We start from the raw sequence: 12,481 nt of genomic DNA on the forward strand, positions 1-12,481 counted from the left end.
CAGGCACGGAGCCCGGCACTCGCTGCCGCCGCACCGCGTGCCGTATCGGGCGAACCTGTGGGCGCTGGCACGGCTGGGCGTGCGGGCTGTGGTGACGTCGTCGGCGGTCGGCTCGCTCTCGACGCGCATCCCGCCCGGCTCGTTCGTGCTGCCCGATCAGCTGATCGATCGCACGTGGGGCCGTGCCGACACGTTCTTCGACGGGGGCGACGTGCAGCACGTCCCGTTCTCCGACCCGTACACGCCCGAGCTGCGCGGCATCGCCGCGAGCGCACTCGCGGCGGCGGGACACGAGGTCGTGCCCGCGGCCACGACCGTCGTCATCCAGGGTCCGCGGTTCTCGACGCGCGCGGAATCGCGCTGGTATCGGGATCTGGGAGCGCACCTCGTGAACATGACGCAGTACCCCGAGGCCGCGCTGGCCGCCGAGCTGAATCTCGACGTCGTGAACCTCTCGTTCGTCACCGACGTCGATGCGGGCGACACGGAAGCCGAGGCCGTCGACCCCGCCCTCGTGCTGGAGCGGATGGCGCAGGCCGAACCTCGGCTGCGTGCCTGCATTGGGGCGATCGTCTCGGCCATCCCCGCCGGCTTCACGCCTCGGGTGAGGATCCCCGAGGATGCCGTGCGCCGCCTGCTAGCGGTTGATCCCACTGCGGATCGCGTGTCGGAGCCCGGGGCGCCGCGGTGAGCCCGCGCATCCTCCTCACGGGCGGCGCAGGGTTCATCGGCTCCCGAGTTGTCGCTGCGGCTCTCGCTCGCGGATGGGACGTGCGGGTGCTCGACTCTCTGCGCGACGACGTGCATCCGCGACGCGAAGCGGATGAGTCCGCCAGCGGAGGCCAGGATGGCGCTGCGCTGGCCGCCTCGCCGGCACCCTCGCCAGCCGCCGGATGCGACGCCGCCCGACTCGAGTTCGTCCACGCGGACGTGCGCGACGCCGCTGCCGTCTCGCGGGCGCTCGAGGGTGTCGACGTGATCTGCCACCAGGCGTCGAAGGTCGGCCTCGGAGTGGACTTCGACGACACGCCCGACTACGTGGCGAGCAACGAGCTGGGCACCGCGGTGCTGCTCGCCGAGGCGGCACGAGCGGGCATCCGTCGGCTGGTCCTCGCCTCGTCCATGGTCGTGTACGGCGAGGGGCGGTATCGGGACGGCGATGAGGTCGTGGCCGCGCCGCCGCGACGGCCGGCCGACCTGCAAGCGGGATGCTTCGAGCCCCTGTCGCCGCGCACGGGGCACCCGCTCACGCCGGAATCCATCGGCGAGGACTCCCCGCTCGACCCGCGCAACGTTTACGCCGCCACGAAGGTGGCGCAGGAGAACCTCGTTCGCGTGTGGGCGCGGGCGACCGGTGCGAGCGCGGCCGTTCTGCGGTATCACAACGTCTACGGACCGGGCATGCCGCAGGGCACGCCCTATGCGGGAGTGGCGTCGCTGTTCCGTTCGGCACTGGAGCGGGGAGAGCCGCCCAGGGTGTTCGAGGACGGCGGACAGCGCCGCGACTTCGTGCACGTCGACGATGTGGCCGCCGCGAACCTGGCTGCCATCGAATGGACGTCGCGGCAGGAACCCGGATCGGTGCGGGCCTTCAACGTGGCGACGGGCGAGCCGCGCACCGTCGGCGACTTCGCGCTCGCGTTGAGCCGGGCCATGGGCGGGCCGGATCCGATCGTCACGGGCGAGTTCCGGCTCGGCGATGTGCGGCACATCACAGCATCGGCGGATCGCGCTCGACGAGAGCTGGGCTTCCGCACCGCCGTCTCGTTCGAGGACGGCGTGCGCGAGTTCGCGACGGCGCCACTGCGGGCAATGGCAGGGGCGACGTGATGCGAGCCGGCAGCAGGCGGCGTGCACCCGGGCCGGCGGGGTCGCCGCAGCAGCGTCCGTCCAGCCACGGCCCGCTGGTCGCAGACGAGCCGCCGCCGGTGAGCTCCCGCGTCGCTGCTGCCGGACTGGCGGTCGCGCTCGTCGTGATGGCGGCAGGCATCCTCGTTCCCGCCCTGACCGGATGGGACGTGCACGTCAGGTCGTTCCCGCCGTTGCACGCCCAGTGGATGCCGCGCCTCGGCCCGGGCACCGTGCCGGCCGTGCTGCTCGCCGTCGCCGCCGTGGTCGCCGCGCCGCGGCTGGCGCAACGCCTCAGGTGGGGGCCCCTGCTAGGGCTCGCGTTCGGCTACGGCCTGGCATGGATGCTCGCACTCGCGACGGTCGACGGGCTCGGCGGTATCGGCCACATCCTCGACACGAGCTACGAGTACCTGCGGACCGCTCGCTCCGTCACGGATCCGATCGCGCTGCTGCACGAGTACGTGTCGCGCATCCCGCTGCACAGCACCCACCACTGGCCGGTGCACGTGGCGGGGCATCCGCCAGGCGCCCTGCTCTTCTTCGTCGCGCTCGTGCACCTCGGTCTGGGGAGCGGCCTCGCGGCCGGCACGGCGGTCACCGTCATCGCTGCGACCACCCCGCTCGCCGTGCTCCTCACGCTGAAGGTGCTCGGCGCCGAGCGGGCGGCCCGGCGCGCGGCGCCCATCCTTGTGCTCGGGCCGGCAGCGGTGTGGATGGCCGTGTCGGCGGATGCCGTGTTCGGCGCGTTCGCGGCCTGGGGCCTGTGCCTGCTGGCGCTGGCGGCACGCGCGTCGACGCGAAGAGCGATGGCCGGGTGGGCCGTCGCATCCGGTCTCGCCCTCGGCTACTGCGTGATGATGTCGTACGGCCTGCCGGTGCTGGGCATCCTCGCGCTGGCCGTGCTCGTCGTCGCGCGATCCTGGCGTGCGCTGCCCTGGGCCGCCGGTGCGGCGCTCGCCGTGGTGCTGGCGTTCGCCGCCGGCGGCTTCGCCTGGTGGGAGGCGTACCCGGTGCTCGTGCGCCGCTACTACGACGGCGTTCAGCGCAACCGCCCGTATTCCTACTGGGTGTGGGGCGACCTCGCGGCGCTCTGCTTCAGCGCCGGTCCCGTTGTGGGAGCGACGGTCGCCGCAGCCTTCTCCAGGCTGCGAACGGCGGTCCGCGCCCCGAGTCAGACGCGCACCGTCGTGCTGCTCGCGCTGGCCGCGCTGGGTTGCGTCGTCGTCGCGGACCTCTCCGGCATGAGCAAGGCCGAGGTGGAGCGCATCTGGCTCCCGTTCGAACCATGGCTGCTCATCGCGGCCGCCCTGCTCTCCGCCCGGTGGCGCCGAGCGGGGCTGGCGATCCAGTTGACCACGGCGCTGCTCGTGCAGCACCTCCTGCTCACCGGCTGGTGAGCGCTCGCGTGCGTCGGCTCCGTGTGCGCCGGGCCCCGTGTGCGTGAGCCCCGATGCGCGAGTCGCGGCGTGCTACTGGGACCGGCCGAAGCGCTGCGCATCCGAGTGGCGGTCGACCGAAGGATGCTCGTCCGCCCCGCCCGCCCCACTGCCCGACGTCCCTGAAGCGGACTGCCTGACGTCGGAGGCCACCTCCGGCCCGCCGTGATCGCGCGAACGCGACCGGTGGCCCCGGAAGTCCGCCGAGTCCGCCTCCTCGTCGTAGACGGAGTCGACGAGGTTGGGGTCCAGCCGACGGATGGCCGCCTGCATGTATCGCACGGCTTCGGCGTTGTCGGGCTCCGCCTGCTCGGTCTCGACGGTCTGCGCCATCACCGGGGCGGCGCTCCCGAGCATGTAGTAGACCTCGACGTTGCGGCCCTTCTCGTCGAGCGCTCGCAACTCGATGGTGTCGGCGCTGTCCATCCGGGTCAGCACCGCGCTGTAGTCAACCACCGCGTCGGCCGCGGCATCTCCCACGAGCACTGCTCGACCGGGAAAGATCAACTCCTTCATGACGCTCCAGAATACGAATCGGCGATGCCGCATTTTCGGGGTTGACCTCTCAGGGTAGAAGGTGCTTCACCCGCCGTCGCGCCGTTCCCGCCGTAATCAGGAGATGCGGCCCTTCGGCCGCGATATGCGGTTGAAGCGGCCACCATCCTGAATTGCAGAGGCCACTGTGCAGGGAGCCACTGTGGAGGACGCCGCTGTGCAGGGGACCGCTACCCATATCAGGACGCGCGGCCCTTCGCCCGCCATATGCACGCGAAGCCACCGTCCTCCTGATTTCGGCCTCACCGCCACCGCTTCGCCCCGGCGCTTGACGCCGCCGAATATGGCGCGTACCGTATTCAATAATGTAGTTGATAAAGGGATCCATTGAATACAGCGACAGAGAATCAGCTCGACAAGGCATTCGCGGCTTTGTCCGATCCCGTGCGGCGTGCGATCATCGCCCGCCTCAGCAGAGGATCGGCCACGCTCGGCGAGCTGGCGGAGCCCTTCGAGATCAGCCTGCAGGCGGTCTCGCGGCACATCAGCGTGCTCGAGGCGGCCGGGCTCGTCTGGCGTACCCGGGATGCGCAGCGGCGCCCCGTGCACGTGGATGCAGCGGCGCTCGGACGGCTCACTTCGTGGATCGACCGATACCGGCTGGAGGCAGAGGCGAAGTACCGCCGACTCGACGACGTGCTCGCCGAGTCGGATGCGGCATCCGATGGGCGCCACACGAAGAAGGAGAAGGAATCATGAGCCAACCGGTCGTCATCGAGACCGTTCCGGGAACGTCGGCACTCGATATCACCCGCGAGTTCGAAGCCCCGGTCGATGCGCTGTTCCAGGCGCACGCCGAACCGGAGGCGTTCCGCCGTTGGATCGGTCCGCGGGAACTGCAGACCACGATCTCGCGGTGGGACTTCGGCACAGGCGGTGGGTACGCCTTCGAGCAGAAGGATGCCGACGGCGAGGTCTCCGCGTTCCGCGGCGTCTTCCATACCATCGTGCCGAATGAACTCGTCATCCAGACCTTCGAGTACCTCCGTGCGCCCGACCAGGTCAGCCTGGACACCGTGCGCTTCGAGTCGCTCGGCGCGGCACGCTCACGCCTGACCAACCGGTCGGTCTTCCCGTCGCGGGAAGCCCTCGAGAGCATGCTGGCATCCGGCATGGAGCACGGCGTCGACGAGGGATACCAGAAGCTCGACGACGTTCTGCGCGACGACGTTCTGCGCGACGCCGCGGACGGGAGGCGAGCACAGTGACCAAGGTGATCGCCGACATCTCCGTCTCGCTCGACGGCTTCGTGACCGGACCAGACCCGGGCCCCGAGAACGGCCTGGGCGACGGCGGGGATGCACTGCACGAGTGGGCATTCTCGGAAGAGCCGGATGAGCAGAAGCTGCTGAGTGACGGCGCCGCGCGGTCGGGAGCGGTGGTGCTCGGCCGCCGGCTGTTTGACGTGGTCGACGGGCCTGGCGGCTGGAGCGACGAGATCGGATACGGCGCGCGGGAGGCAGCCAAGCCGGCGTTCGTCGTCGTGACCTCCAACGCACCGGCTTCGGTGAGATTGACGGGCCTCGACTGGACCTTCGTGACCACGGGCTTCGCGGATGCCATCGCGGTCGCTCGTGAGAGAGCACAGGCGGCATCGGCGGCCTCCGGCAGCGACCTCGACGTGGTCATCATGGGCGGCGGAGCCACCGTCGGCTCGGCAGTGTCGGCCGGCCTGGTCGACACGTTGTCCGTTCACCTCGCTCCCGTCCTCCTGGGGTCGGGAACGCCGCTCTTCACGGGTGGTTCGTCACGACGGCTCGTCCAGCGGGACGTGCGGCGCACACCGAACGCTGTGCATCTCACATATGAGGCGGGCGGGCCCGATCGGTGAGCGACCGGGCAGCGATCGACTGCATCCTGAAGGCCAATCGGTACCTCGTGCTCGCGACGGCTGATCTGGCCGCACGACCGTGGGCGACTCCGGTGTTCTTCGCACCGCTCGGCGCGGACAGCATCTGCTGGGTCTCCTCACCGGAGAGCCGTCATTCTCGAACGATCGCCGAACATCCGTCCATAGCCGTGTGCGTCTTCGACTCAACGGTCGAGGTCGGACGGGCGGAGGCGGCGTATTTCGACGCCGATGCGAGGCTCGCAGCGTCCCACGAGGTGGAGCCGGCGATCGCCGCCCTCAACGACCGGCTGCCGGAAGGCAAGCGGCTGACCGTGGTCGACCTGATGCCGAAGGGTCCGATGGCGGTCTACCTCGCTCGGCTGCGCAGGTCGTACATCCTCGTGCGCGGAGGTGATCCCGAGCACGGCAATGTTCTCGACATGACGCTCGAGGTCTGATCCGCCCGGATCGACTGTCAACCCCTTCGAGCCATGCCGGGTGACGACGATCATCGTCGGCACACCCCATCGATACGGAGAGGACGGTGCTCTATGAGTCAGCCGGAGCAGCAACAGAACCCGCCGGGAACCGAGGCCGAGCTGCAGCCGAAGGCCGATCACGGCGAGGAGTCGTATCAGGGCAGCGGCCGGCTGCAGGGCAAGGTCGCGATCATCACGGGCGCCGACAGCGGCATCGGGAAGGCTGTGGCCATCGCGTTCGCGCGAGAAGGCGCCGACATCGCATTCGGCTATCTCGACGAAGAGGATGACGCCCGCGACACCGAGCACTGGGTCACCGAGGCCGGCAGGAAGTGCGTCGCGCTCAGCGGCGACATCTCCGATCCCGCAGAGTGCCGTCGTCTCGTGGATGCCGCCGTGAAGGAGTTCGGCAAGATCGACGTGGTCGTCTCGAACGCCGCCATGCAGCGCACGTACACCAAGGTCGAGGACATCCCCGACGACGAGTGGGACAAGACCATCGCCACGAACCTCAGCGCGTACTTCTATCTCGTGAAGGCGGCGCTGCCGCACATGTCTTCGGGCGGCTCCATCATCGGAACGTCGTCGGTGAACTCGGATGCGCCGTCGCCGACCCTCATGCCGTACGCCGCGACCAAAGCCGCCATCGCGAACATGACCGCGTCGCTGGCGCAGCTGCTGGGGGAGCGTGGCATCCGCGCGAACAGCGTCGCGCCCGGGCCGGTGTGGACGCCGCTCATCCCGTCGACGATGCCGGCGGAGCACGTGGCGAAATTCGGCGACAACACCCCGCTCGGTCGTCCGGCTCAGCCTGCCGAACTCGCTCCGGTCTACGTGCTCCTGGCCAGCGACGAGGCGTCGTACATCTCCGGTGCGCGCGTCGCCGTCACGGGAGGCCGGCCCATTCTCTGACCGCCATTTCCACCGACCGTCCGTGTCTCCGGCGATCTCCGGAAGGAGTTCACATGATTGACGAAGCCGAACTCTCCAGCATCCTCGCCAGCGATGGCATGTGGACCTTCGCATACCTGGACCACCATGGCGACGAGCCCCAGCCCGCCCAGCACAGCAGACGCCATGCGCTGGTGGACGAGCTTCGCAAGTGCGGTGCGCCCGAGCCCGACGTGCAGGCGGTCGACGATGCTGTCGCATCCGACGCCGGCATCCCGAGCCCGTCGGTGATCTACCTGCTGGTGCGAAACGGGGCTGCCGAGGTCGTCGAGAGGTTCGTGGGCCGCCGACTGGGGCCCGAGCAGGTGGGGTACGGGCGCATCCCTCCTGTGCTGCCGCTCCTTCGGCACCGGGCAGACGACATCCGGTACGTCGTGGTCGAGGCGGGCCGGGAAGGCGCGCACCTTCGTGTCGAGCTCGCGGGACGCACAGGCGCCCAGGAGGCGGCGGAGGTGGAAGGGCGAACGGACAGCCTGCCGAAGGTGCAGGCGGGCGGCTGGTCGCACAAGCGGTATCAGACGCACTCCGAGGAGATCTGGAAGCAGACGCAGTCCGAGGTGGCCGACGCTCTCGAAGGCATCGTGCAGGAGCAGCGCCCGAGCTTCGTCGTGGTCGCGGGCGATGTGCGGGCGAGGCAGCTGCTGGAGGATGCCCTGCCGGCCGGCGTGAAAGCCATCACGATCGACGTCGACGCCCACACCAAGGCGGATGGTGCGGACGCCGGTGCTCTCGACGACGCGATCGTGCGTGCCATCGACGAGCGACTCGGCAAGGCCGTGACGGATGCGCGCGACCGCGCCGCAGCGGCCGGCGGCAGGAACGGCGCACACGGCGTGCGCGAGGTCGTCGCGGCACTCCAGGAGGCGCAGGTCGACACGCTCGTGCTCGACGCCCGTGAGCTCGGCACGGATGAGACGCTCGAGGCGCTGGACGCCGAGCCGTGGGTGGCCGTCGGCGAGGACGACAGAGCGGCGGCGCGGTCCCTCGGGCGGGTGCAGGCTGCCGAGGCGCTGGCCCGCGCTGCGCTCTTCAGCGGTGCGACGGTGCTGGTCGCAGAAGATCAAGAGCCGCCCGCCGGCGAGCCGATGCCCGACAGCCCGGTGCCCGAGCCATTCGCCGCGCTGCGCTGGCCGCGCGAGAACGGCGTGGCAGGCTCCGTCTGAACTGTAACCCTTCCATCCCCCGTCCGAGGGGCCCGACGGGTGATTTTCGAGGTGATATTCGCGTGCGCGAGGTGAGCGCGTCTCCCCCTCGCCGGTACCTGACCGCGATCGCCGGGCGTTCGGGGGCATCGGCGACCGGCAGGTAGCACGAGGGGGACACCTGTGTCCGCACGGCAGAACAGACACGTTCGCGAATCGGTTCGGTTCACCATGGGCACGCCGCGGCGGTGGATCGTCGCACTTGTCGCCGGTGCGATGACGCTGGGCACCGTCCTGGTCGGCGCTGCACCGGCGTCGGCGGCGCCCGTGTACCAGATCACCGCGTCGTGGGCGGACGGAACCCCCCACGACGGTGAAGTCGGGCGACGTCGTCACCGGCGTGTGGCGGGTGAACATGAACGACGACGCCCCGGCGCCGGCGAACGACCCGGTGGACAACGTCACGGTGACGATCACGGCGCAGAACGGGCACTTCGGCTCCGTGCCGAGCGGCTGCAAGACGGGTGGCGTGACGCCTGCGTCGAGCATCTCGGCTGACGGTTTGACTCTCACCTGCAACCTCGGCACGCAGATCGAGGGAACAGCGGTGGTGCTGCAGGCGCCCATCGTCGCCGACGGGGTCACCAGAACCCGGATTGCACGACGAAGCACCGCGTAGAAGATCCGGCCGCGCCTCTGGCTGATACCGGAAGCAACGTGGTCGGCTGGGCGCTCGGCGGACTGGGGCTGCTGCTCGCCGGCATCGCCCTAGCGCTGATCCGCAGGCGCCGCACCGCATAGGCGGAACTGCCTAGGCCGAGCTGCCTAGGCCGCATCGCGAATGACAGGCACGCTGCCGGGCCGTCCGACGAACTCGTCGGTGGCCCGGCAGCGTCGTTCTGCCATGATCTTCGCGGCTTCGCAACGGGTTCACTCGACGCGCGTCATGGTGCAAGGTGCCGGTGTGGAACGACCGACGAGAAGAACGACCGACACCCTGACGTGGACGGCAGCAGGCCTCTACGCCCTCGGCTTCGTCCTGTTCGTGTCGGTCGTGCTCGCCGGCGCCCTCGCTCTGCTGTGGCTCGTGATCGTCTTCGTGCTGGCCGGTCTGGCGGTGTCGCTCCTGCTGGAGTACCGGTGGCGCAGACGCCACGGAGCGCGAGGGCACGAGGTGAGGCGATCGGATGCCCGATGAGACACCGGACCAGCGGGGATGGCTGCGGCTCAGGTCGCATCATCGCATCATCGGGATGGCGATCGCCGGACTGATCGCGGGGGGAGCATCCGCACTGCTGGGCGCACAGGCCGACGCGCCCGTGATCGGGTGGGACGTCGCGTGCATCACCTACGTGCTGTGGTGCTGGCTGGCCGTTCGCCGGCTGGACGACGAGAAGACCCGGGAGCACGCGAGGGTGGAGGACACGACCCGGGCATCCACCGATGTGCTGCTGATCATCGCCAGCGTGGCGAGCCTGGGTGCCATCGGGGTGAGCCTCATCGCCGCACGTTCGGGCAATGACTGGGAGAAGGGACTCGCGCCAGCGCTCGCCGTCGTCAGCGTCGGGCTGTCCTGGCTGCTCATCCACACGCTCTTCACCCTGCGCTACGCGCGGCTCTACTACACCGAGCCCGAGGGCGGCATCGACTTCAACATGGACGAGCCCCCGCACTACCTCGATTTCGCCTACCTCGCGTTCACCGTGGGCATGACGTTCCAGGTGTCAGACACCAACCTGCATTCGCGCGAGATCAGATCGGCCGTGCTGAAGCACATGCTGCTGTCATACCTGTTCGGCTCCGTCATCCTCGCCACTACCGTGAACCTCGTCGCGGGGCTCTCGACGTCGTCCTGACGCTCCGTTCGGGATGCCTCGGTGCCCGAGTGCGCGTTGCTCCCGCCGCGCAAGGCCTTGTCGCTGAGAGACCGCGCGGCCGATGCTGGCGAGGATCGGGAAGGACACGGCACGAACGATGGAGGCGCACGCGAAGAGCACGACGACATCGCGCGACACGGGCGGCGCGGAGAAGGAGGGGCGGCCGAGCCCGGTGCTCCGATTCCTCCGGGTGCTCGGCCCGGGGCTCGTGACCGGAGCCGCCGACGACGACCCATCGGGGGTCGCCACCTACGCGCAGGCTGGTGCGACGTACGGCAACGGGCTGCTGTGGACCGTCCCCGTCTCGCTGCCGCTCATGATGGCCACACAGGAGATGTGCGACCGCATGGCGCTCGCCACCGGCGACAGCTTCGGCAAGCTCATCCGCCGCCGATTCGGCTCCGGCGCGCGCGCCGCCGTCGTCGTGCTCGTCGTCGCGCTCGTCGTGGCGAACTGCCTCAACCTCTCGGCGGACCTCATGGCCATTGGGCAGGGCATGCAGCTCATCCATGCCGGCCCAGCCCCGCTCTGGTCGGCCGCCGCGGGCATCGGGATCGCCATCGCGCTGACCGCAGGGTCGTTCGAGTGGATCGGCCGCATCTTCAAATGGCTGTGTCTGGCGCTCCTGGTGTACGTCGGGGTGCTCTTTGTCGCGCACGTGAACTGGGGCGAGGTGCTGCTCGGACTCGCGGGCGGCCAGTTCCGCTTCACGCCCGGATATCTCGGGCTGGCCGTTGCCGTCTTCGGCACCACGGTCAGCCCCTACATGTTCTTCTGGCAGACGGCGCAACGCGTCGAGCAGCTGCGCGACGAGGACCTCAAGGGATCCAAGGCGCCGTCCCTTTCGGACAGGAGCGCGTCGGGGGCCAAGCGGCGGCTTCGCGGCGGCCGCATCGACGTGTTCACCGGCATGGTGTTCAGCGTGCTGATCATGTTCGCGATCATCGCGGCCACCGCTGCAACCCTCGGAGCGCACCACGAGAAGGTGTCCAGCGCGGCCGAGGCGGCGAAGGCCTTGGAGCCGGTGGCCGGAACGTGGGCGGGTGCACTGTTCGCGATCGGATTCATCGGCTCGGGCATCCTCGCGGTCCCCGTGCTGGCTGCGTCGGGATCCGCCGGCCTGGCCGCGCTGCTCGACAAGAACTGGGGTCTGGAGAAGAGCCCGGCCAAGGCGCCGGTGTTCTACGGCCTCATCGCCGTGGGCATCCTCGCGGCAACGGTGCTGGCCGTGTTCGTGCACAATCCGATCCAGCTGCTCGTGTTCTCCGCGCTGGTCAACGGCATCGCGGCAGGACCTTTCCTGGTGATCATGATGCTCATCGGCCGCGACCGGCGCATCATGGGCAAGTACCGCAACAGATGGCTCTCGCAATCGCTGGGATGGCTGACGACGGTGGTGATGTGCGTTGGCGGAGCGTACGGCATCTGGTACACCGTCGCGGGAGGATGAGCGCATGGAGCTGATGGCATCCGAGCCGACGGCGGATCGTCGTCACGGACGGGACGAGACGCGGGACGAGCGTGCCGACCGCAACTGGGGTGAGCTCGTCCAGGAGCTCAGGGTCACGCAGACCGGCACGCAGATCCTCTCCGGATTCCTCCTCACGGTCGCCTTCCAGCAGTCGTTCCAGCACCTCAGCGGGTATCAGAAGGTCATCTACCTCTGCCTCATCGTGCTCGCTGCGGCCACGACGGCCGTCGGACTCCTCCCGGTCGCCCTGCATCGCGCCATGTTCCGGCGCAGACGCAAGGAGTGGCTCGTGACGCAGGGCAATCGTCTGCTGGTCATCGCTCTCAGCCTCGTCGCCGCGCTCACCTCGGGCGTCGTGTTCTTCCTGTTCGACGTGGTCGCCTCCCTGACGGCCGGGGTCATCGCGGGCATCGCGGCAGCCGTCGCCATGATCATGTGGCTGCTCGTCTACCCGCTGGCGCTCCGGCGATCGGGCACCGCAGGCGACGACGAGCCGATGGCCAGGCACGGCGCTGTCGGCAATGGCGAGCCTTCGGGTGCGTCGCCGACGACGAGGGATGGGCGCGAGGGAGGCCGTCGGCCTTCCGCGGCGTCAGGGTACGCGAGGGATGAGGAAAGGGCAGATCATGGCTGACTTCCTACGAGACATGGCCGACAACGGGTCTCAGGACGATACTGTGGCCGCCGTGGAGCGGATTGCCCAGGATCTCGTCGAGGACATCGAGCACGGTCGCGTTCGCGGAGACACGGCGGAAGAGCTGGAGAGACGGCTGAAGGCCGAGGACATCGAGCTGCGACCCGAAGCGGTCGAGGCGCTCGCCGATGACGTCGAGGAGGAAGCGTCACGGTGACCGAGGCGGGCGCGACACCGCCGGTCGCGAGCGATTC

Annotated in this window: 17 protein-coding genes; 16 read left to right on the top strand and 1 reads right to left on the bottom strand. The window is 69.5% G+C overall.

Going from position 1 to position 12,481, the window contains the following annotated elements:
- The 3 genes from VHB92_RS13520 to VHB92_RS13530 all read left to right on the top strand — a co-directional run.
- Positions 1 to 691: MTAP family purine nucleoside phosphorylase (locus VHB92_RS13520; RefSeq protein WP_325454289.1), on the top strand; the 691-nt coding region annotated here is incomplete at its 5' end.
- A complete protein-coding gene (locus VHB92_RS13525; protein ID WP_325454290.1) occupies positions 688 to 1,830 on the top strand; it encodes an NAD-dependent epimerase/dehydratase family protein in 1,143 nt (380 codons plus the stop codon). The genes VHB92_RS13520 and VHB92_RS13525, both read left to right, overlap by 4 nt.
- 98 nt (positions 1,831 to 1,928) lie before the next feature.
- A complete protein-coding gene (locus tag VHB92_RS13530) occupies positions 1,929 to 3,248 on the top strand; it encodes a hypothetical protein (RefSeq protein ID WP_325454291.1) in 1,320 nt (439 codons plus the stop codon).
- Positions 3,249 to 3,320: 72 nt separating this feature from the next.
- Here VHB92_RS13530 and VHB92_RS13535 read toward each other — a convergent pair whose 3' ends face one another.
- Positions 3,321 to 3,803: a hypothetical protein gene (locus VHB92_RS13535; protein ID WP_325454292.1), complete on the bottom strand. Its 483-nt coding sequence runs from the start codon at positions 3,801 to 3,803 to the stop codon at positions 3,321 to 3,323.
- 366 nt (positions 3,804 to 4,169) lie between these two features.
- On the opposite strand from VHB92_RS13535, the gene VHB92_RS13540 reads away from it, so the two are divergent.
- The 13 genes from VHB92_RS13540 to VHB92_RS13595 all read left to right on the top strand — a co-directional run bounded on the left by VHB92_RS13540 (position 4,170) and on the right by VHB92_RS13595 (position 12,444).
- Positions 4,170 to 4,541, top strand: a complete 372-nt coding sequence (locus VHB92_RS13540; protein WP_325454293.1) for a metalloregulator ArsR/SmtB family transcription factor — start codon at positions 4,170 to 4,172, stop codon at positions 4,539 to 4,541.
- A complete protein-coding gene (locus VHB92_RS13545; RefSeq protein WP_325454294.1) occupies positions 4,538 to 5,050 on the top strand; it encodes an SRPBCC family protein in 513 nt (170 codons plus the stop codon). The genes VHB92_RS13540 and VHB92_RS13545 overlap by 4 nt, the downstream gene beginning before the upstream one ends.
- The gene (locus VHB92_RS13550) at positions 5,047 to 5,673 is read left to right on the top strand and encodes a dihydrofolate reductase family protein (RefSeq protein ID WP_325454295.1); all 627 of its coding nucleotides are present in this window, start codon (positions 5,047 to 5,049) and stop codon (positions 5,671 to 5,673) included. Before VHB92_RS13545 ends, VHB92_RS13550 begins: the two co-directional genes overlap by 4 nt.
- Complete coding sequence (locus VHB92_RS13555) at positions 5,670 to 6,131, top strand: pyridoxamine 5'-phosphate oxidase family protein (RefSeq protein ID WP_325454296.1); 462 nt, start codon at positions 5,670 to 5,672, stop codon at positions 6,129 to 6,131. The genes VHB92_RS13550 and VHB92_RS13555 overlap by 4 nt, the downstream gene beginning before the upstream one ends.
- A gap of 93 nt (positions 6,132 to 6,224) precedes the next feature.
- The gene (locus VHB92_RS13560; protein WP_325454297.1) at positions 6,225 to 7,064 is read left to right on the top strand and encodes an SDR family oxidoreductase; all 840 of its coding nucleotides are present in this window, start codon (positions 6,225 to 6,227) and stop codon (positions 7,062 to 7,064) included.
- Between the two features lie 53 nt (positions 7,065 to 7,117).
- Complete coding sequence (locus VHB92_RS13565) at positions 7,118 to 8,266, top strand: Vms1/Ankzf1 family peptidyl-tRNA hydrolase (RefSeq protein ID WP_325454298.1); 1,149 nt, start codon at positions 7,118 to 7,120, stop codon at positions 8,264 to 8,266.
- A gap of 352 nt (positions 8,267 to 8,618) precedes the next feature.
- A complete protein-coding gene (locus VHB92_RS13570) occupies positions 8,619 to 8,924 on the top strand; it encodes a hypothetical protein (RefSeq protein ID WP_325454299.1) in 306 nt (101 codons plus the stop codon).
- Between the two features lie 17 nt (positions 8,925 to 8,941).
- Positions 8,942 to 9,046: an LPXTG cell wall anchor domain-containing protein gene (locus VHB92_RS16695; RefSeq protein WP_414653117.1), complete on the top strand. Its 105-nt coding sequence runs from the start codon at positions 8,942 to 8,944 to the stop codon at positions 9,044 to 9,046.
- A gap of 163 nt (positions 9,047 to 9,209) precedes the next feature.
- Positions 9,210 to 9,443 carry a hypothetical protein gene (locus VHB92_RS13575; protein ID WP_325454300.1) on the top strand — a complete coding sequence of 78 codons (234 nt, stop codon included), beginning with the start codon at positions 9,210 to 9,212 and terminating at the stop codon, positions 9,441 to 9,443.
- Complete coding sequence (locus VHB92_RS13580; protein WP_325454301.1) at positions 9,433 to 10,101, top strand: DUF1345 domain-containing protein; 669 nt, start codon at positions 9,433 to 9,435, stop codon at positions 10,099 to 10,101. Before VHB92_RS13575 ends, VHB92_RS13580 begins: the two co-directional genes overlap by 11 nt.
- Before the next feature lie 118 nt (positions 10,102 to 10,219).
- Positions 10,220 to 11,572, top strand: a complete 1,353-nt coding sequence (locus tag VHB92_RS13585; RefSeq protein WP_325454302.1) for an Nramp family divalent metal transporter — start codon at positions 10,220 to 10,222, stop codon at positions 11,570 to 11,572.
- A gap of 4 nt (positions 11,573 to 11,576) precedes the next feature.
- Entirely contained in the window at positions 11,577 to 12,227 is a 651-nt protein-coding gene (locus VHB92_RS13590; RefSeq protein WP_325454303.1) for a DUF6328 family protein, read from the top strand.
- On the top strand, positions 12,220 to 12,444 hold the full coding sequence (locus VHB92_RS13595; protein ID WP_325454304.1) for a hypothetical protein: 225 nt from the start codon (positions 12,220 to 12,222) through the stop codon (positions 12,442 to 12,444). The genes VHB92_RS13590 and VHB92_RS13595 overlap by 8 nt, the downstream gene beginning before the upstream one ends.
- Positions 12,445 to 12,481: the final 37 nt, after the last annotated feature.

It is taken from the genome of Humibacter sp., assembly GCF_035547335.1.
Lineage (GTDB): Bacteria > Actinomycetota > Actinomycetes > Actinomycetales > Microbacteriaceae > Humibacter.

Bases quoted from the DNA above. Each gene is read 5' to 3' on its own strand.
- VHB92_RS13565 (WP_325454298.1), top strand. From the start codon at position 7,118: ATGATTGACGAAGCCGAACTCTCCAGCATCCTCGCCAGCGATGGCATG.
- VHB92_RS13580 (WP_325454301.1), top strand. From the start codon at position 9,433: ATGCCCGATGAGACACCGGACCAGCGGGGATGGCTGCGGCTCAGGTCG.
- VHB92_RS13595 (WP_325454304.1), top strand. From the start codon at position 12,220: ATGGCTGACTTCCTACGAGACATGGCCGACAACGGGTCTCAGGACGAT.
- VHB92_RS13535 (WP_325454292.1), bottom strand. From the start codon at position 3,803: ATGAAGGAGTTGATCTTTCCCGGTCGAGCAGTGCTCGTGGGAGATGCC.
- VHB92_RS13560 (WP_325454297.1), top strand. From the start codon at position 6,225: ATGAGTCAGCCGGAGCAGCAACAGAACCCGCCGGGAACCGAGGCCGAG.
- VHB92_RS13590 (WP_325454303.1), top strand. From the start codon at position 11,577: ATGGAGCTGATGGCATCCGAGCCGACGGCGGATCGTCGTCACGGACGG.
- VHB92_RS13585 (WP_325454302.1), top strand. From the start codon at position 10,220: ATGGAGGCGCACGCGAAGAGCACGACGACATCGCGCGACACGGGCGGC.
- VHB92_RS13545 (WP_325454294.1), top strand. From the start codon at position 4,538: ATGAGCCAACCGGTCGTCATCGAGACCGTTCCGGGAACGTCGGCACTC.